Below are 16,570 nucleotides of genomic sequence, written 5' to 3'. Positions count from 1 at the left end.
TGGCTGTCAGTGCTCGTCGTAATGTCCTTCGTGTTCGGCGTGCTTGTGGCCGTCATGGAGGTAGTCCAGGTGGTCGCCGTGCTGGACTGCCTCATGGGTGCAGTCCGGGCCGCCGTGCTGGTGTTCGGTGAGTGTGTGTTCGGCCGGATCGTCGTGTTCGTCGTAGTGGCCTTCGTGTTCGGCGTGGCGGTGCCCGTCGTGGAGGTAGTCCACGTGGTCGCCATGCTGGACGGTCACGTGCGCGCAGTCCGGGCCGCCGTGCTGGTGTTCGGTGAGTGTGTGTTCGGCCTGGATTTCCTCGGTCATGATGTGCTCCTTCTCTGGGTGCTGTTTGGCGCCTTGCGTTCCTGGCTGTGTGCGATGGCATCCTGAATGACGCGGGCGACGTGACCATCTGTCAGGGAGTAAAGGGTTTCCCGTCCGGACCTCGCCGCCGTGACGAGATTGATCCCCTGAGCAGCCGCAGATGCTGGGAGACCAAGGGCTGGGACAGCTTCGTTGCCTCAGCCAGTGCGCTCACGGACGAGGGCTCGTGGGCAAGCGCGCACAGGATGAGGAGCCGTGAGGTGGCGGACAGGGCCTTGAACAGCTCGGCCGCTCCTGAGAGGGCGCCCTCATCGGAATTCACATGAAAACATAAGCATGCAACTATGTCGCCGAGCAAGGCCTTCATGCTGAGCAGAGAAGTTCCACGCAAGGATTGTGCGCCGGTCTGCGGCTGTCACGCCCACAACCCCGAAGCAAGGCGACTCGCCGCCCAAATCTATCCGTTACGCAAGCGTGACATTAGGGGAGGGTTTCCTGTACGGTTTTGGGGTGGCCCATCTAGCTTGGGCCGCGTCCGGGATGACGCCGAGCTCTGCCACATCCCGGACTCCCAGGACTAAGGCAGAGACGGGGGACCCAGAGTCTTCGGGCCGCTGCCCAGCGGCCCTTGGGGTGAAGCCGTCACGTCTAACGTGCTGGCCGGTTGACCTCTTCCGAACCCGACAGCTAACTCCGCAGGCGTGAGAGGCAACCATTATGTCCCGTTCGCTGGATCAGTCGCGCCCTTTTCGGGCCGGGCGACACCGTGCAGAAGCTGCGCCATCCATCACCACACCACTCACCCCGGCAAGCCCCGACGCGGAAGTGTCAAACGCCGGGCAGGCTCCCACTGAACCGATTCCGACGGCACTCGCACCGGCACTCACAGAACCGGCTCCCGCTGCACCGCGACGAAGCAGGATCAGGCGTCCGGCCTTTGAAGCACCCCCGGCCCCGGAAACAGCGCCCATAGCTGAAGTTCCTCCCGCGCCGGCGGAAAAGAGCACCGCTCCGGAAGCTGCACTCACAACCGCCCCCACGGCAACGCGGCGGAGCAGGGCAGGACGCGCGGCTGTTGAAACGCCAGTGGAGACCACGCCTGCTGCAACCCCAAGCAGCGAACCTGTAAGCGCGCTCAGCCCTCATGTGGCTGCCGCCTTCAGTTCCCAGCCCCGTGACGTCCTGCGGAAGGCCGCTTCGGTTCGCGTCATGGGTCAGCGGATGACTGTAGTTGCCGGCGCCCTTGCCGTACTGCTTGGTGTCGGCGCCGCCGGGCAGGCCACAGAAGTGCCCTTTTTCGGCAAGGAATCTTCCGCTCAGGACGCCGCCGTCGCATCAGATGCACCTCCAGCGACGTCAGGAGCACGGCCTAGCTCCTCTACCGGCCCGGCGACACCCCGGCCCAGCGTATCGAGTGGAACCCCGATACAGCCCGACCCCAGCACCGGTCGTGTGCCGGCGGCCGCGAATCCCAGAGCCGCTGCTTTGCCGTTTGTCGCCCGCCTGCCCAAGCAGACTGCCTCTCCAGCCGTGGCTGGAATGATAGCTGCGACCTCCGCCGCGGCTCCGCCCGCCGCGGCTCGGCCTTCCTCGGTCCCGTCCTCGAACCCTCAGTCCCCGTCCACCTCGTCAACGCCGCCTACGTCGTCAACGGCAACAACGGCGCCGTCGCCGACACCAACAACGGCACCGACAACGGCTCCGACGACGAAACAGGCGGCGAAATCGACGTCGACACCTACGACGCCGACATCGTCGCCGTCGCCGACACCAATGTCCGCCTCGCCCGCTCCCTCCCCGACTGCGGCTCGCCCTACTGCCCCACAGGACGAGGATGACGCCGCAGAAGACACCGTGACACCCGCGCCTACGTCAGCGCCCTCGGCTCGTCAGGAGGGGGCGCGGAGCAAATCAATGCGCTAAACGTGGGGAGCATTCACGGCAGCGCGGGACCTCAGGGTTGCCGTGCAAAAGCCGCTCGGCGGAGCTTTTTCAGGGGTAATCATGGCATATTGACATGCAGATTTCGCGGGAATACTGTCTGCCTTGGGCCTTCCGCCTCGCTCCCAAAGAATTTCGGCGCTGAGTCTAGGACTCTTCTGCTAGGCGAGGGCGCCAGCGAGGAGTCACTAATGTCTTGGGAAATGACCGGAAAATATACCTCCAGTTGCAGCTGCCAGTTGATCTGTCCCTGCCCCGTCGATGGCCCGCCCACCGGTCCGAATGGCGAGTGCCGCGGCGTGGCTGTGTTCCAGATCGCGAGCGGAAATCTCGATGACACCGATCTCTCGGGAGTTGTTTTCGCCTTCGCCAATTGGTTCCCGTCGAACCTCAGCGCAGGCAACTGGAAGGTGGGTATCGTCGTCGACGACGGCGCCTCGGATGCTCAGGCGAGCGCGCTCGAAACCATTCTCCACGGTGATGCCGGCGGCCCGTTTGCGGATTTCGCCGCACTCTACGGGGAATGGCTGGGCGTAGAGCGTGCGGGCGTCACGTTCTCCGACGACGGCGACCGCTCGTCCGGCTCGGTAGCCGGGCGCGCGGACTTCACGTTCGAGCCGCTGGCGGGGCCGGGCGGCGGTTTCACCACCGAGAAGAACGCGATGTATGGCTTCGCCGAGGAGTTCCGGATCGGAAAAGCGCCGGGACACTCGGACCTGTTTGGCCTCGACTTCGACGGCGTCTACGGTGAGGCCGCGGACTTTGCCTACGCCAGCGAGATGGCCGAGAACGCTCCCCGGGGCCGGGTCTGAACGCGCCTGGCTGATGCGGCGCAAGAAGCTGTTGACGAGAGGCGGCACGCACCCACTGGAGCGCGCCGCCTCTGTTTCGCCTGCCACGGCGCCCCGGGTCGATCCGCGGGAGGCCGGCCTGATCGCTGCCCTGCTCATACTCGCCGCAGCGAGTTGGATCTTCACCTCTGTGCAGATGAGCGGAATGGACATGGGCCCCTGGACGGACCCGGGACCGTTGGGATTGTTCGTCACGACGTGGGTGGTAATGCTGGCGGCCATGATGTTCCCGTCCGTGGCGCCAATGGTCGTGGCCTATTCGCGGATTCAGAGCCACCGCCGCAAGACGGGGCGCTATGCACCGCCGGGATCCACCGCTGTGTTCGTGGCCGGCTACCTGATCACCTGGACGGTCTTCGGCGTGGCGGCCTATTCGCTCTATTCGGGAGTCGCATCATTGTTTCCCGGGCTCGTCGCGTCGGATCAGGGCGGCCGCTACCTGGCGGCCGGAGTAATCATGGTGGCGGCCGCCTATCAGTTAACACCCGCCAAGAACGTCGCGCTGATGAAATGCAGGAGCCCCATGGACTTCATCCTTCACCGCATGCGGAACGGGTATGGTGGCGCGCTGCGCATGGGCGTGGAGCATGGCGTCTGGTGCGTCGCGTGCTGCTGGGCGCTCATGGTGGCGCTGTTTGCGCTGGGCGTGATGAGCGTCGGCTGGATGGCGGTGGTTGGGGCCTTCATCGGGGGGGAGAAGCTGCTCCCGTGGAAAGGGCTCGCAAACCGTTCAGTTGCGGTGGCGTTGGCCGTGATTGCGGTCGGCATTGCCCTGTTGCCTGTCGCGATGGACGGAATGCAGATGTAACAGTGCGGTTCCACGTATGCGGCAAATGAACCGGGGGAAATTTGGCATGGTCTCATGAATAAAGGAGTCGGAAATGTCTGACGGCAGTGGAATCATGCAGCGCTTCTACCAGGAAGTTCTTGTGGGCGGAAACGTCGCACTCGTCGACGAGCTGATAGCGGATGACTTTGTGGACCACGAGGAGCCTTTTCCCGGGCAACCGCCGGGCAAGGCAGGCGTCGTGTTTTACATAAACGCAATCCGGTCCGCATTTCCGGATCTCAAGGTCAAGACAAGCGAACCTGCATTGGCGGACGGAAATCTGGAGGCCGTTCACGGAATCCTAACCGGTACGCACCGAGGCGACTTCGTGGGAATTGCGCCAACCGGACGAAATGTTGAATTCGCCGGGATCGACATTATCCGTGTCCAGGACGGCAAGGTCGCCGAGCACTGGGGAGTTACCGATACGCTGACGCTCATGCAGCAGATCGGCGCAGTGCCGGCATAACTGGATGCCTGGCAACGATTCCCAGGCCCTCGGCGATTACCGTGCCGCTCCGACTGCGCGCTACGAGCTCGCTTATCCGGTACTTGCAAAGGGCCGCGGGCTCTACCCGCTTCACACGCCGTGATTGCGTGTCGAAAAACAGGTACCGTGATCGGCCAATATCCATGCTTTAATAAGCCTGCTTGGTATTGGCGGACGCTGGGGATGCTGATGCTGCTTCGATCACTGGTCGAGACAGGAGATCCCCATGCCCTTGGATTCGCTCGCGCGCCAGGAGGGGCGCCACTGCCGATCATCCCTGGCCCGGCGGAGGCGCCTGATTCTCTCGAGGGGAGCGGCCGCGCTGCTCATCCCGGCCACTCTCATGTTCCCCGCCGTGCGTTCGGAACCCCCGTCCTGGTCTACTTCCCCGGCTGCCCCAGCTACCATGGCTGTTCAGGCTGCGCCAGCTACCTTGGCTGCCCCGTCTGCGCCAGCTACCTTGGCTGCTCCGGCTGCGCCAGCTGCCCCGTCTGCCTTGGCTTCCTTGGCTCCAGAAACTTGGGGCATGGCGACGACTGCCATACCTGCGGGCCTGCAGGACAGCATTGACCGGATTCTCAAGGGTGCGGAGGGCTATCGCGTCGGCGTTGCCCTCGCTGCGGTTGGCGGCGGAGAGCCACGTACGTATGGGGATCAGTCGCCTTTCGTGGCGGCCAGCACGGGGAAGCTCATCACCGCCGCGGCCTACTATCACCTCGTTGAAACCGGTGAAGCCACCTTGGAACAAAAGTTGGGGAACTACAACGCCGCCTTCCAGCTCAAGTCCATGATCAATAGAAGCACCAACGACTCGTGGCACCTTTTGAGGAACGCCGTCGGGTACCCGCGCCTCATCCGGTACGCCGCCTCGATAGGCATCCCCTACGATCAACAAAACCTCCTCACACCAGCGGAAATGGCACTCTTCCTGACGCAGCTGTACTCAGGGGGCCTGCTTAACCGGGAGCACACCGAGCAGCTGCTCGGTTACATGCAGAACACCAATGTTGAAGGTCTTATCCCCGCCGCCTGCAGGCCGGACATCACAGTGCATCACAAATATGGGCTGCTCAACGGAAACCTTCACGACGTTGCGCTGCTTACCTTCCGGGAAAGGACCTATGCATTGGCGATTTACACCGAAATCGCTGACAGCACTGACGAGGCCGAACGCATCCAGATGATCCACACGCTGACAGAAACTATCGTGGACGCCGTCTTCCCGCCTTCGCAGCCGAGCGGGTAGGACGTTTTCGGATCGGCGATGCTCCGTGCTTTGGATGTGCAGCCACACCCTCCGCAGCCCGGGCAAACGTGGGTACGGTGGCCTCATGCAGAAAATATCGATAGATGCCCTGGCCCGTCAGCAAATCAAGGCCGCTGTGGCGGCACCCAGCGGGCGGGCGGCCGACACGGCCTTCGGCGGACACGAGAAGGCCCTCCGGCAAACCGTCATGGCCTTCCGTGCCGGCACTCAGCTCAGCGAACACCAGAACCCCGGCGAAGCCACGGTCTTTGTCCTGAAGGGAAGCGTCTGGCTAAAAGCCGGTGGTGAGTCGTGGCAGGGCAAGGCGGGCGACCTCCTCATTGTGCCGAATGGTCTCCACAGTCTTGAGGCGGAAGAGGACTCGGCTGTTCTCTTCACGGCGGTCAAAACCGACCGGTTCTGTGATGTGAAACAGCGGAGGCAGTCTCAATGCCCGCGTTACCGTACGTTGTGCCCGAGAAACTCCTCTTTCGTAAGTCCGAACAACGATTCGTCCAGGTATTGCCCGTTCATGTAGATAACCTGCCGGCGGACGCCTTCTTGCACGCAACCGAGTTTTTTCAGCATCTTGGCCGAGCCCTCGTTACCCTCAAGAACCTGGTCGTTGAATTTGTTGAGCCTTCGTTCAAAGAAACGCATACTTCAACAGAATGATCATGGCTCGAGTACCGTAACCCTTCCCGTGGCGCTCTTTGTTAATCACCGTGCCGATGCTGAAAGTGCCGTTCCGCTCGTCAATGCTGTTTAGGTTGATGCCACCTACGGCGTCACCGGCTGAATCTTCGATCGTGAGCATGATGCGTCCATTTGACGAGGAGAAGTCAGCGTTTTCCTCGGCGAACTTCCTCGATGCTGAGGTGGTGGGAGGCAGCTCTATGGCAGCTTCGAGGCAATGATTTCGGAAAACGATTGCCCCGTACCGGCCAGTGTGGTGGTTGCATTGGGGTCATGACAATCTCAAACAGTGTCAGAGATGTAGCCGACAAGGTCATGTACCGGGCGACGTTTGGGGCGGCGGATCATTATCTGGAGTGTTGTCCAGCAGTTACGGTCCGGACGATTTCACTTGGCCCCGGTTCCTGTTTTAATTCAAGTAGATGCAGCAATCGAGACGAAGGCCACAAGCGGCCTTCCCGTGAGCTGGCCTCTGTACTCAGGTGGCGGTAACTATGGGCATCAAAGTGGCAGTCGGTTATGACGGCTCGGACCCGTCCAAAGTGGCCCTGCACTGGGCCACGGAATATGCCGTGGCCTCGCAGGCCGGCGTTCGCATCATCCATGCCTGGATCTGGCCCCTGTTCACTCACGACGTCGCACCAGTGAAGGGCGTCGCCGACAGCGGGCTGCGGCACGCTGCCGAAGCGATTCTTTCCGAGGGCGTGGAACTTGCCCAGGAGTACTCGCACGGGCAGGAAATCGAACCGCGGATGATTGCGGGCCTGCCCGCCGACGTTTTGCGCCAGGAATCCCTCGATGCGGACCTGCTCGTGGTCGGTAACCGCGGGCTGGGGGGCTTCCTCGGAAAACTGGCCGGCTCCGTTTCCGTTGACCTCTCCGGGGCGTGCCCCTGCCCACTTGTGGTGGTCCGGGCCGAACGAGGGGAAGGAAAACCAGTGGTTGCCTGCGTCGACGGGCACCTGCGGAGCAGCAAGGTCCTGGAGCAGTCAGTCCGTGTGGCGCAGACCCTGCAGACGAAGCTGCGGATCGTCCATGTTGATCCGTCTGCGCCGGTTTGGAAGCGCCACACACCCGCACAGAAGCACGGCCATGATGTGCTGCGCAATGCCATGCTCTGGGTGCAGGATCTCGCCCCTGACATGGCCGTGACGGAGGAATTACTCTCCGGCCACTCCGTGGCTACTGCACTGGTCGAGGCGGGAGCTGACGCGGAACTGCTGGTATTGGGGGCCCACAGGCGTGAAGGCCATCCCGGAACCCTGGCCACAGTTCTGACCCACGCACATGGCAACGTCATGATCGCCAGGTAACAGCGCATTCTTCCGATCCGTGGAAACTGCTTACGACGCTGCACACACAGCCTGCCTGGCTCAACCACTGCCTTCCTTCGGCCGGTCGAAGCGACCTTCCCGAGGGGTGTCCTTGCTTAGAGTTTTTCATCATGTTTCCGGTGGGCCTGGGAGATCAGGTCCACCAGGTCCTTCTCGTCATTAGCGTGCTGGCGATGTTTTGGTCCGAGGCTGCGTATCTGTTGTTCTTCCTCGAGCAGCTTCGTGAAGATCCGGTTCCGTTCTCCGACCTCCGTGGTGTAGTCAGGGTCCAGGTAGTTGGCAGCATGACGACGGGCGGCAGACGTGACCGCTTGAACCTTTCCGCGGCGGCTGAGCAGGGACGCGAGGACAGTTACACTCAGCACTGCGATGATGACTGTGAGCGAAAGCCGTGTATCCAACTCGATTACCGGTACCGGATCGCCGTCGTTGATAAACGCCACGTTGTTTTCGTGCAGGGCGTGGAGCATGAGTTTTACGCCGATGAATGCCAGGATCAGGGCCAGCCCGTAGGAGAGGAAGATCAGACGGTTCAGGAGCCCGTCGATCAGGAAGTAGAGCTGACGGAGGCCAAGGAGCGCGAACGCGTTCGCCGTGAAGACAATGAAGACGTCCTGGGTCAGGCCAAAAATCGCAGGTATCGAGTCCACTGCGAAGAGAATGTCAGTGCCGGCGATGGCAACCATCACCACCAGCATGGGAGTCAGCGCCCGTTTGCCCTCCCGGACCGTTAACAGCTTGTCACCGTCGTAGTAGTCGGTGGTGTGAAACAGCCGTTTGGTTATCCGGATCATGACGCTGCTCGCCGATTTTCCCTCCGAACCCTCGGGTCTCAGCATGTTGCCCGCAGTCACCAGCAGGATGAGTCCGAAGACGTAAAAGACCCAGGCGAAGGTGGTGATCAGTGCAGCCCCTAGGAAGATGAAGACGGTCCGTACGACCAGCGCGAATACTATGCCGAACAGCAGCACTTTTTGCTGGTCTTCGCCGGGCACCCGAAAACTGTTAATGATCACCAGGAAGACGAACAGGTTGTCCACTGAGAGCGCCTTCTCAGTGATATAACCCGCGAAATACTCTGCGCCCGGTGATGCACCTCCGAAGGCCAAAATGACCAGCCCGAAGCACAGCGCGATCCCTACATACATTGAGGACCAGATGGCCGCTTCCTTCAGCGTGGGAATGTGCGCGTGGCGGACGTGGAAAATGAAGTCAAAGACCAGCAGCGCAACGATTCCCGCGATGGTCAGAACCCATACCAGTGAAGGAACGTCCATCATTCCCGCTTCCAGTAGCCGATGAAGGCATGGCAGGAAAACCCATGGCGCGCAAGGGGGCTGCCCCCGCTTCCCGATTCCTGCCTTGCGGTCAGGCTACGCCCGAATGACCCGCGAAAACCACACAGCCGTCCTTTTCATCTCCATCGGCGGTCTGCGCTTCCCGGGGCTGCGTCGCGTCGAAGAACCGGGATTCTTCAGGGAGCCTTGTCAGCAGCCATACCCGTTCCCTTCTCGCGGATGACATCGAGGTCTTCACGGGAAAGAATCATCTGACCGTGGCCGTCGACGTCGATGTGCCCGGCGGAATTTTGTTTGATCCGCGCGGCGACGGTGCGCGGCACCATCACGCATCCCGGATTATCCAGGAACCACTTGCGCGTCTCTGAATCAAGTCGGTCCCACTCGTCTTTGAGTGTCATCCCGTTCCTGCCGCCTTCCCCAATATTCCCTCTGAACCCCATTCGGGGGCGCACGATTCTGCTCAGAGTACGCCTCACCGCGGAAGAAAACACCGTCCTTTCAGGCGATCCGCAAACCTTCTTAGAAGGTCACTGAACATCTGCTACTACTGCTGCACGCAACCAACGGCCAGCCGGACTTCAGCAGCGTCCACGCACTGGAAGCGGCACGGTACGCCGCGCTGGTCAGCGACCAACCGGAACGAAGCCCTGCGGATCACTCGATGAGCCGGGCAAACCCGTCAAGGTGATCCCGCGGTTCGCCCGCATCAATCTCAAGCATCACTGCAGGAGCCATGTTCCATCCGATGGTGAGTCTGACTTTCCGCGCCCGCGCAGTCTGCGGATCATGACGATGAAAGGCAAGGAGATGAGCTGCAGAATGCCGGCTGTCAGCAGCAACACAGCGAACAGAACCAAGACCGGCGAGTACAACAGGAACACTCCGACGGCCGTTGCGATATACCCGCCGAGGAAGGCGAGGATCGTCTCTGTCCCCATCTGGACTCCCATCATCTGGCTATTCCAATGCTGAGTAGCGATGCCGTGAAATCCTTCTGAGCGGCCTCCCTGAAGTGGGTCCTGTCCGTTGGTACCCAGGGAGCTCTGAGCGGATTGATTCGCATGCTGCCGCTGATCAATATCGAATTTTTGCGCGCCAAAGACGTCTAATACAAAGGTAATAGCACCAGAGGGCCCGGATGACAACGGGATCCGGGCAGTCCCGGTGGCCGTGCGGTTTGAGGTTCGCCGTACTGGGAATGTTCGTTGGGTACGCGGCAGTGAGACTACCAGGCTGGGGTCGCATGGCTAGGATGCTGTCCATGGTCGGTGATGAAGTGTGGGACACAGTTTGGAACTAACCGATGGTGTTATCCGGTTGTCCCCGCTTTGCCTGGAGGACGTCGATCCCCACCTGGCGGGGGAAGACGACGAACTTGTCAGATGGCTCAGTGGGGGCATCAGCACCCGGCAGTCTGTGGAGGATTACATAGGGCGCTGCATGGATCAGTGGGAAGCCGGCGGGCCTCTGCATGCCTTTGGCGTACGGGCCGGCTCGGGTGAACTTGTGGGCACGACCGAGGTGCGGTTTGATCAGCCGTACCTACAGCCGGGAACGGTGAACATCAGCTACGGACTCCATCCTGAGTGGCGCGGCCGGGGCATCGCCACACGCGCGGTCCTCCTCGTAGGTGCCTATGCCGCGGCGGCAGGGGCAGTCCAGGCGGTCCTCAGAATCGAACCGAGGAACACCGCATCGATTGCCGTCGCCCGACGGGCCGGCTACGTTCCTTTCCGCCAGAGCGAAGAGGGTGACGGCCGACAGTTCACCTGGTACACGAAGAGCCTGTCGCCGTAGATCTCCTTGGTACTTCGTTAGTGGCCGTGCCAGGACCTTCTCGCGAGCTGGCGTGTAGTCAGCTGCACGTGTTTCCTGCAGCCACTGGACGGGTGTCCTTGATGTAGCTTCTTGGCGGAACAGCTCTTCGGTGGTCATTCCGTCTCAAGGATCACGTCGCCCAGCGGCGTGGACAGGACGGCGCGCAGCGCCGGTTCCGGGGCATAACCCACGCCCTGCAACGCCAACAGCTGGCGCACCGTCGGCGGCAGGCCGCCCAATTGCAGCTCGCGCAGCGCGACGCCGCTTGTCGCCATGTGCTCGGTGGGATGCGTGCCGTCCCACTCGATCAGAGTCGGCAGTGCACCGCCTAGCTGCAGCCTGCCGTCGTCGCGCACCAAGACCTGCCAGGCCAGACGTCCCTGCAGCGTGTCGCGAGACATGGCCACCGGAAGCCCCGGGTCGATTCCGGCGTGAACAAGGCCCCCTCGGTGCCTTTCCAGCATGCGGCTGCGCGCCACCACATGCACCAGGCGCGGTGAATGGGCGATGCGCCGCTGCAGTTCCGGGTCGTCGAGGCCGAACCAGCGCCGGCGCGGTGGCGACGGAGCATCCGGATCGATGGCGATGATCTCGAAGTATGCGCCCGGGAACTCGGCCGACGCGATGCTGAACACCCGGTTGTGCGTGCCCATCAGCGGGTGCTTGCCGCCCGGCCCTGGCGTGATGCCGAGTGTGACCTCGCACCAAGCCACGCCCTGTTCCAGGCTGGCCGCGGCGACGACGAGGTGATCGACTTCGGTGCTGCTCACAGGGCCACCTTACCGCGGACGCAGGTCACGCTCTGGGCGTCGGTCCAGGTGCCACCGCCAAGCTGTTGCGCGGCTCTTCGTCGAGTCCGGCTCAAGACGCCGACGCATGAGGCCCTGCCCGCGGTGGACCCTAGTTCGGGGTCAGGCCTGAACACTGGACTGTGTGTCAAGAATTTCTCCGGCAACGGCTTGATGCTCGCTACACCTAGGGGAACTACGGGTCGCTGACACATGCGATTTCGGTAGCCTGCGCAGTACTGGCCGCGGCATGCCCCGGTGACTGGGATAGGCTCGCTTGGACCGGAACAAGCACTGACTCCAACTGTAAGGGGCGGGGAATTCCTTGGATCTACTGGGCGGCATGAGCCGCGACGAACTCCGCATCTTTCCCTGGGTTGCGGCCACCGTCTTCGCGCTTGTGGCCGGCGTCTGGCGTCCGCGTAGGCTTCATTGGACTGGGCTTGGTTCCGTCCTGCTCTTCGCGGCCCTCAACGCGGGTGCCGGGATCTACGTCCTGAACCATTTCGGTGATCCGCGCTGGTCCGCCGGGGGAGAACCGCCGCTGAGCGCTCCGTCGTTTTCCGGGACGCCTGTCGTGGGGCAGTTTCTGGGACCCCTGGACTCCGCCCTGAACGGAGTGGTGGGCGGGGTGAACGAGTTCCTGGCATTCAAGCAGGCACTTCCAGTAGCGCTGGACTTCCTGGCCGTTTCCGGCTGGGCCCTGCTGGTGTCGTTCCCACTTGCCATTCTCGCCGTCGGCATCAGTTACGCCGTTGCTAGGCGCCGAACGGCGGACTTCGAAAAATACCGCGCCACCGTTGACCTGCTTAAAGAAGAGCTTGAGCAGGTCAAGCGGCAGATCTCTGCAGGGAATTCCGTCGACACGGCACTCCCCGCAGAGGGCGAGGTTACAGATGTGCGCCCAGACTGACGCCCAGAGGATGTGATCACCGAGTTGGTTCGGCGACCGTTGCCTCCTCAGGGTTTCGTTGCAGCTTTGCGCTGTCAGCGAGCTTGAGCCAGACGACACCGCCGATGACGACGGCCAGCCAGAGGGCGCGAATCGGGGTGAGGACCTCATCAAAGAAGACAGGTGCGAGGATGGCAGCGCCGACGGCGCCGATGCCGGCCCAAACGGCGTAGCCGATCCCCACGTCGATGGATTTGAGCGCCACGCTGAGGCAGAACAAGGTCAAGAGGAAGAAAATGAAGGCAGAGATCGACCAACCGAGGACGGTGAATCCTTTGCTGCCGGCCACGCATAGCGCGTAGCCGATCTCGAATACTCCGGCCAGCAGTAGCACAAGCCAGGATCCTGCTTTCTTACTGGTGTGCCTTGCGGGGTTGATTGTGGGGCTGATCGCAGTGGTCATCAGGTGTGTCCTTTCACGGTGATGGGGCGGAGAGGGTTATGCGGCGCCGCTGAGTTGGAGCCCGACGACGCCGCCAATGACGACAGCGATGCCGAGGACCTTCTTCCAGTTCAGACGCTGACTGAGGAAGATCGCCCCGAAAATGACGATCCCGACACCGGCGACGCTGGTCCAGATCGCGTAGCCCACGCCGACATCGAAGGTCAGCAAAGCGAGGCTGAGGAAGAGGGTGGCGATCGCGCCGCTGACAAGGGTGCCGACCGTCCACCACAGCTTGGTGAAGCCCTGTGCTTTGCTGGCGAAGATGCCGACGGCAACTTCGAAGATGACTGCGATTCCCAGATAGAACCAGCTCATGATGTTCCTTTCGATTGTATTTTTTGCATGTACATACAGGTATTGGGGCAAAAATAGTTAGCTGTACCTGGTTCAGGCGACGAGCTTCCTGATGGTGTCGAATGCACGATCCAGGCCAGCGAGGTTAAGGTGCGGGTGTTGCTGGTCTGCGTGCCGTAGCAGCTCGCCGAGCTTGGTTTCGTAGGATTCGCGAATTGTGTTTACGACATCCACGCCATGATCGGTGATGACCGCGTAGACGCCCCGCCTGTCGTCAGGGCAGGTATCCCGGGAGGCCAGCCCTTTGGCTTCAAGGCGTCCTACGAGCCGGGTCGCGGAGCTTTGGTTAAGGTGGACCCTTTGTGCAAGTTCGTTGATACGGAGCTCCCTGTCCGAGGCCTTACTCAGGTGGAGCGCCGCGTGGTAATCGGTCAGGCCGATGTTATGCGTGTCTGTCAACCACTTGCCGAGGGCCGCGTCCACCGCGCCCACCACTGCCGCGACCTGAGACCACGCCGAACTGAGGTTACTGCTGTCCAAAGGGCGATCCGGGGTCGGAACCTTCTATGTACATGCAACTAACCTACATCAGTCAGTTGGCTCCCGTGGTGATGAGGTTGGCCAGTTCATCGGCCAACGCGTCGTCGAAGTCGGTGGGCATAATCAGCAGGCGGTACCAAAGCACGCCAAAGACGACGTCCACCAGGGTGCTGACCCTGATGCCCGGGACAGACTGCGGAGGCGAGTGGCGGCTCAGGATGGTGGTGAGCGCAGCACGCCGGTGCTCGATGAAGGTGTCCCGGAACCGGCCAGCGAAAACGGGGTCCAGCTGGGCTTCGGCCGCCAGCGCACGAAGCAGGTCGGCGACCTGGGGCATCCGAGCCAGCCGCCAGGAGGCGGCCAGGAACTCGCGCACGTCGTCGTGGACCGAGCCCGTGTCAGGGACCGGGATGTGCATCTCCGCCTTGTGAAGCAGGGCCTCCATGACGACGTCGGCCTTGGTCGGCCACCACCGGTAGATCGTCTGTTTCCCCGTGCCGGACTCCCGTGCGATCCGCTCGATGGACAGCGCAGCGTATCCGTCAGCGCCGATGATTGACACTGCAGCAGCGAGGATCGCCTCTCGGCTGTCCTCGCTGCGTGTTCTCCCTCGCGGCATGCTTGGCTTTTCCATGGTCCCAGCGTATCGTAAACAAAACGAACCGTCACGTATTGGAAATGAGGTTGAATGATGGAAAAGGCAATGGGAACGGCACTGGTTGTAGGTGGGTCCTCGGGCATCGGACTGGCGACGGCGATTCAGCTGCAGGACCGTGGGTATGCGGTCCACGCCATCGGCCGTGACAAGACCAAGTTGGGCCAGGCGGCCGCGAAGGTTCCCGGCATCAGCACACACGTCGCGGATGCCGGTTCCAAGGAAGCTATGAGCGCAGTGGCCTCGGCGATCGGACCGATCGACGTCCTGGTCGTGACTGTCAGCGGGTCCGAGGGTCCGGGGCCTTTCGGTGAACTCGATCTGGCGATGCTGCGCCGCGCGTTCGATGCGAAGTTCTGGGCGCAGGTGACAACCCTGCAGGCTGTGTTGCCGCATCTGGCCGACGATGCGTCCATCACTCTCGTTGGTGCCATCACGGCGAGCGCGGGGATGCCCGGGACTGCAGGCATTGCCGCGATCAACGCCGCCGTTGAGGCACTGGTCAAGCCGCTGGCGGTCGAGTTGGCACCGCGCCGGGTCAACGCCGTGTCTCCAGGATTCGTCGACACACCGTGGTGGTCCGGGATGCCGGCCGCGGACCGTCAGGCGTACTTCCAGCACGCCGCCGGCGTTCTCCCGGCACGCCAGATCGCTCAACCCGAGGAGGTGGCCGAGGCAATCGTGCTTGCCGCGACCAACCGCAACATCACCGGCACGGTCATCGAGACGGACGCCGGCGCGCGGTTGGTCACCATGTGAACGAACGGCCCTTCGAAGTGACTCACTATTCGCAAGCTATGCCGTCGCCATCGCGGTCCAAGCTGCGGCTGTAACCCGGCTGCCCGGCGTAGATCGGAGCTGCTCCGGCTGCTCTCACCGCAGTGCAGTTTGCGTACGACACGGCCGCGGGCACGGGGGCCACAGGGACGGGCACGGGCGCGGGCGCCACGGGGACGGGCGCCGGAGCCGCAGGAGCTGGAGCAGGTGCCTGCGCGACAGCCTCGGACGGAACATTGGCGGGCGGGGATTTCTCGCTGGTCGGTGCCAGCTGGCCCGAACAATCAGCAAGGATTCGAGCCATCGCGTCATGCTCAGCCCGGGTGATCCACAGCGTGTACGTCGCCTTCACGGAAATCTGACGGGCGACGTACTCGCAGCGGAACCCCTTGTTCGGCGGCAGCCAGGTGGCGGCGTCGCCGTCGCCCTTTTTCATGTTCGTGGGTCCGTCCGTGGACTGGAGGTTCAGCGGGTCGTTGGCGAACGCCGTGCGCTGCTCGGTGGTCAGCTGCTGGGCGCCTTTCTGCCATGCGTCGCTGAGTGCCACGACGTGGTCAATCTGGACGGCGGTACTTGTGGTTGTGCCCCGCAGGAAGGCAATGTTCGTGCCGGTGTAGGGATCGGCGAGGTTCCCGCTCTGAATCTTGCAGGGCACGCTGTTCGTGAACGTCACCTCGGTCAGGTCGCGTTTGAGCATGTCATTCCGCGTATCGCAGCCGTTGCGGTCAACATCGAGCCACGCCTGGCCGAACAGTGCACGGTCGTATCCTGTCTTCGGAGCCCTGCCCTTGACCTGAAGCGTCGCGAGCAGGTCCAGTGCCTTGGTCGCGTAGGCCGGCTGGGCGTGAGGTGGCGCCACGCCGACGCCGGCTGCGAGTGCCGCAATAGTCTCAGGGTCAAGCGGCGATCCAGTCTCAGACGGCGTGGGAGTTGCTGTCGGAGACGGTGAGGCGGAGCCGGCTTCGGGAGCGGCAGGTGTGGCGGCCTTGTGGTTCTGTGCAGTCGCCGACTCAAGGTCCGCGCTCGTGCTGCGCGGCAGACTGAGGGCGCCGGCAACAAAGAGGAGAACGGATACGCCGACGACGATGGCGCCTGTTTTGCGCCCGCCCGGCCGAGAGGTATCCCTAATGACGTGACCGGTAGCGGACAATTCCGGCAGAAAGTCCCAGGACGGCTGCCAAGGAACCGAGGATGATGGCTAGACCTGAGAGGTATTCAAAAATAGTCATTTCAGTGCACCTTCCATCTCGCTGATGCACCAAAGCTAGCCACCCCAAATCAGCGTCAGCCGAAGATGGGTGAAGTAT

The 16,570-nt window shown here is 62.4% G+C and carries 21 protein-coding genes, 1 pseudogene and 1 riboswitch; of the genes and pseudogenes, 9 read left to right on the top strand and 13 right to left on the bottom strand.

Going from position 1 to position 16,570, the window contains the following annotated elements:
* Nucleotides 1–6: 6 nt before the first annotated feature.
* From QFZ30_RS15605 to QFZ30_RS15595, 3 genes are all read right to left on the bottom strand, one after another.
* On the bottom strand, nucleotides 7–306 hold the full coding sequence (locus QFZ30_RS15605; RefSeq protein WP_307077719.1) for a hypothetical protein: 300 nt from the start codon (nucleotides 304–306) through the stop codon (nucleotides 7–9).
* 91 nt (nucleotides 307–397) lie between these two features.
* Entirely contained in the window at nucleotides 398–628 is a 231-nt protein-coding gene (locus tag QFZ30_RS15600; protein WP_307077717.1) for an ArsR/SmtB family transcription factor, read from the bottom strand.
* 229 nt (nucleotides 629–857) lie between these two features.
* A riboswitch (cyclic di-AMP (ydaO/yuaA leader) is annotated at nucleotides 858–1,023 on the top strand.
* Between the two features lie 893 nt (nucleotides 1,024–1,916).
* On the bottom strand, nucleotides 1,917–2,159 hold the full coding sequence (locus QFZ30_RS15595; RefSeq protein ID WP_307077715.1) for a hypothetical protein: 243 nt from the start codon (nucleotides 2,157–2,159) through the stop codon (nucleotides 1,917–1,919).
* Nucleotides 2,160–2,438: 279 nt separating this feature from the next.
* On the opposite strand from QFZ30_RS15595, the gene QFZ30_RS15590 reads away from it, so the two are divergent.
* From QFZ30_RS15590 to QFZ30_RS15570, 5 genes and pseudogenes are all read left to right on the top strand, one after another.
* Complete coding sequence (locus QFZ30_RS15590) at nucleotides 2,439–3,059, top strand: DUF1326 domain-containing protein (RefSeq protein ID WP_307077712.1); 621 nt, start codon at nucleotides 2,439–2,441, stop codon at nucleotides 3,057–3,059.
* A gap of 13 nt (nucleotides 3,060–3,072) precedes the next feature.
* Entirely contained in the window at nucleotides 3,073–3,906 is an 834-nt protein-coding gene (locus QFZ30_RS15585; protein ID WP_307077710.1) for a DUF2182 domain-containing protein, read from the top strand.
* A 73-nt stretch (nucleotides 3,907–3,979) separates the two neighbouring features.
* Nucleotides 3,980–4,396, top strand: coding sequence for an ester cyclase (locus QFZ30_RS15580; protein WP_307077708.1), 417 nt, complete (start codon nucleotides 3,980–3,982; stop codon nucleotides 4,394–4,396).
* A 547-nt stretch (nucleotides 4,397–4,943) separates the two neighbouring features.
* The gene (locus QFZ30_RS15575) at nucleotides 4,944–5,663 is read left to right on the top strand and encodes a serine hydrolase (protein WP_307077706.1); all 720 of its coding nucleotides are present in this window, start codon (nucleotides 4,944–4,946) and stop codon (nucleotides 5,661–5,663) included.
* Nucleotides 5,664–5,748: 85 nt separating this feature from the next.
* Nucleotides 5,749–6,072, top strand: a pseudogene (locus QFZ30_RS15570) (cupin domain-containing protein); the annotation flags it as partial.
* A 237-nt stretch (nucleotides 6,073–6,309) separates the two neighbouring features.
* Here the strand turns inward: QFZ30_RS15570 and QFZ30_RS15565 are convergent.
* The gene (locus QFZ30_RS15565) at nucleotides 6,310–6,555 is read right to left on the bottom strand and encodes a GNAT family N-acetyltransferase (protein ID WP_307080297.1); all 246 of its coding nucleotides are present in this window, start codon (nucleotides 6,553–6,555) and stop codon (nucleotides 6,310–6,312) included.
* Between the two features lie 298 nt (nucleotides 6,556–6,853).
* Between QFZ30_RS15565 and QFZ30_RS15560 the strand changes: the two genes are divergently transcribed.
* The gene (locus QFZ30_RS15560; protein WP_307077704.1) at nucleotides 6,854–7,672 is read left to right on the top strand and encodes a universal stress protein; all 819 of its coding nucleotides are present in this window, start codon (nucleotides 6,854–6,856) and stop codon (nucleotides 7,670–7,672) included.
* A gap of 116 nt (nucleotides 7,673–7,788) precedes the next feature.
* On the opposite strand, the gene QFZ30_RS15555 is transcribed toward QFZ30_RS15560, so the two are convergent.
* The 3 genes from QFZ30_RS15555 to QFZ30_RS15545 all read right to left on the bottom strand — a co-directional run bounded on the left by QFZ30_RS15555 (nucleotide 7,789) and on the right by QFZ30_RS15545 (nucleotide 9,932).
* Nucleotides 7,789–8,970: a TerC family protein gene (locus tag QFZ30_RS15555; protein ID WP_307080294.1), complete on the bottom strand. Its 1,182-nt coding sequence runs from the start codon at nucleotides 8,968–8,970 to the stop codon at nucleotides 7,789–7,791.
* Nucleotides 8,971–9,167: 197 nt separating this feature from the next.
* Nucleotides 9,168–9,392 carry a hypothetical protein gene (locus tag QFZ30_RS15550; protein ID WP_307077702.1) on the bottom strand — a complete coding sequence of 75 codons (225 nt, stop codon included), beginning with the start codon at nucleotides 9,390–9,392 and terminating at the stop codon, nucleotides 9,168–9,170.
* A 321-nt stretch (nucleotides 9,393–9,713) separates the two neighbouring features.
* Nucleotides 9,714–9,932, bottom strand: coding sequence for a hypothetical protein (locus QFZ30_RS15545; protein WP_307077700.1), 219 nt, complete (start codon nucleotides 9,930–9,932; stop codon nucleotides 9,714–9,716).
* A 352-nt stretch (nucleotides 9,933–10,284) separates the two neighbouring features.
* Between QFZ30_RS15545 and QFZ30_RS15540 the strand changes: the two genes are divergently transcribed.
* Nucleotides 10,285–10,791: a GNAT family N-acetyltransferase gene (locus QFZ30_RS15540; protein WP_307077698.1), complete on the top strand. Its 507-nt coding sequence runs from the start codon at nucleotides 10,285–10,287 to the stop codon at nucleotides 10,789–10,791.
* Between the two features lie 134 nt (nucleotides 10,792–10,925).
* On the opposite strand, the gene QFZ30_RS15535 is transcribed toward QFZ30_RS15540, so the two are convergent.
* Nucleotides 10,926–11,582, bottom strand: a complete 657-nt coding sequence (locus QFZ30_RS15535) for a VOC family protein (protein WP_307077696.1) — start codon at nucleotides 11,580–11,582, stop codon at nucleotides 10,926–10,928.
* 361 nt (nucleotides 11,583–11,943) lie between these two features.
* On the opposite strand from QFZ30_RS15535, the gene QFZ30_RS15530 reads away from it, so the two are divergent.
* On the top strand, nucleotides 11,944–12,513 hold the full coding sequence (locus QFZ30_RS15530) for a hypothetical protein (protein WP_307077694.1): 570 nt from the start codon (nucleotides 11,944–11,946) through the stop codon (nucleotides 12,511–12,513).
* Between the two features lie 16 nt (nucleotides 12,514–12,529).
* On the opposite strand, the gene QFZ30_RS15525 is transcribed toward QFZ30_RS15530, so the two are convergent.
* The 4 genes from QFZ30_RS15525 to QFZ30_RS15510 all read right to left on the bottom strand — a co-directional run bounded on the left by QFZ30_RS15525 (nucleotide 12,530) and on the right by QFZ30_RS15510 (nucleotide 14,465).
* On the bottom strand, nucleotides 12,530–12,955 hold the full coding sequence (locus QFZ30_RS15525; protein WP_307077693.1) for a DMT family transporter: 426 nt from the start codon (nucleotides 12,953–12,955) through the stop codon (nucleotides 12,530–12,532).
* A gap of 36 nt (nucleotides 12,956–12,991) precedes the next feature.
* Nucleotides 12,992–13,312, bottom strand: a complete 321-nt coding sequence (locus QFZ30_RS15520; protein ID WP_307077691.1) for a DMT family transporter — start codon at nucleotides 13,310–13,312, stop codon at nucleotides 12,992–12,994.
* A gap of 72 nt (nucleotides 13,313–13,384) precedes the next feature.
* Entirely contained in the window at nucleotides 13,385–13,831 is a 447-nt protein-coding gene (locus tag QFZ30_RS15515) for a MarR family winged helix-turn-helix transcriptional regulator (RefSeq protein ID WP_307077689.1), read from the bottom strand.
* 52 nt (nucleotides 13,832–13,883) lie between these two features.
* A complete protein-coding gene (locus tag QFZ30_RS15510) occupies nucleotides 13,884–14,465 on the bottom strand; it encodes a TetR/AcrR family transcriptional regulator (protein ID WP_307077687.1) in 582 nt (193 codons plus the stop codon).
* Nucleotides 14,466–14,519: 54 nt separating this feature from the next.
* On the opposite strand from QFZ30_RS15510, the gene QFZ30_RS15505 reads away from it, so the two are divergent.
* Nucleotides 14,520–15,245, top strand: a complete 726-nt coding sequence (locus QFZ30_RS15505) for an SDR family oxidoreductase (protein WP_307077685.1) — start codon at nucleotides 14,520–14,522, stop codon at nucleotides 15,243–15,245.
* A gap of 25 nt (nucleotides 15,246–15,270) precedes the next feature.
* On the opposite strand, the gene QFZ30_RS15500 is transcribed toward QFZ30_RS15505, so the two are convergent.
* The gene (locus tag QFZ30_RS15500; protein ID WP_307077683.1) at nucleotides 15,271–16,413 is read right to left on the bottom strand and encodes a GmrSD restriction endonuclease domain-containing protein; all 1,143 of its coding nucleotides are present in this window, start codon (nucleotides 16,411–16,413) and stop codon (nucleotides 15,271–15,273) included.
* Nucleotides 16,414–16,570 lie beyond the last annotated feature (157 nt).

Source organism: Arthrobacter pascens (assembly GCF_030815585.1).
Classification (GTDB): domain Bacteria; phylum Actinomycetota; class Actinomycetes; order Actinomycetales; family Micrococcaceae; genus Arthrobacter; species Arthrobacter pascens_A.
Note: the sequence above shows the minus strand (reverse complement) of the source record. Positions and strands in the feature narration are given on the sequence as shown.

What these genes read in the sequence shown, in the direction of transcription:
- QFZ30_RS15605 (WP_307077719.1), bottom strand. Translation starts at nt 306, where the DNA reads ATGACCGAGGAAATCCAGGCCGAACACACACTCACCGAACACCAGCAC.
- QFZ30_RS15590 (WP_307077712.1), top strand. Translation starts at nt 2,439, where the DNA reads ATGTCTTGGGAAATGACCGGAAAATATACCTCCAGTTGCAGCTGCCAG.
- QFZ30_RS15585 (WP_307077710.1), top strand. Translation starts at nt 3,073, where the DNA reads ATGCGGCGCAAGAAGCTGTTGACGAGAGGCGGCACGCACCCACTGGAG.
- QFZ30_RS15580 (WP_307077708.1), top strand. Translation starts at nt 3,980, where the DNA reads ATGTCTGACGGCAGTGGAATCATGCAGCGCTTCTACCAGGAAGTTCTT.
- QFZ30_RS15575 (WP_307077706.1), top strand. Translation starts at nt 4,944, where the DNA reads ATGGCGACGACTGCCATACCTGCGGGCCTGCAGGACAGCATTGACCGG.
- QFZ30_RS15560 (WP_307077704.1), top strand. Translation starts at nt 6,854, where the DNA reads ATGGGCATCAAAGTGGCAGTCGGTTATGACGGCTCGGACCCGTCCAAA.
- QFZ30_RS15555 (WP_307080294.1), bottom strand. Translation starts at nt 8,970, where the DNA reads ATGGACGTTCCTTCACTGGTATGGGTTCTGACCATCGCGGGAATCGTT.
- QFZ30_RS15550 (WP_307077702.1), bottom strand. Translation starts at nt 9,392, where the DNA reads ATGACACTCAAAGACGAGTGGGACCGACTTGATTCAGAGACGCGCAAG.
- QFZ30_RS15545 (WP_307077700.1), bottom strand. Translation starts at nt 9,932, where the DNA reads ATGGGGACAGAGACGATCCTCGCCTTCCTCGGCGGGTATATCGCAACG.
- QFZ30_RS15530 (WP_307077694.1), top strand. Translation starts at nt 11,944, where the DNA reads ATGAGCCGCGACGAACTCCGCATCTTTCCCTGGGTTGCGGCCACCGTC.
- QFZ30_RS15525 (WP_307077693.1), bottom strand. Translation starts at nt 12,955, where the DNA reads ATGACCACTGCGATCAGCCCCACAATCAACCCCGCAAGGCACACCAGT.
- QFZ30_RS15520 (WP_307077691.1), bottom strand. Translation starts at nt 13,312, where the DNA reads ATGAGCTGGTTCTATCTGGGAATCGCAGTCATCTTCGAAGTTGCCGTC.
- QFZ30_RS15510 (WP_307077687.1), bottom strand. Translation starts at nt 14,465, where the DNA reads ATGGAAAAGCCAAGCATGCCGCGAGGGAGAACACGCAGCGAGGACAGC.
- QFZ30_RS15505 (WP_307077685.1), top strand. Translation starts at nt 14,520, where the DNA reads ATGATGGAAAAGGCAATGGGAACGGCACTGGTTGTAGGTGGGTCCTCG.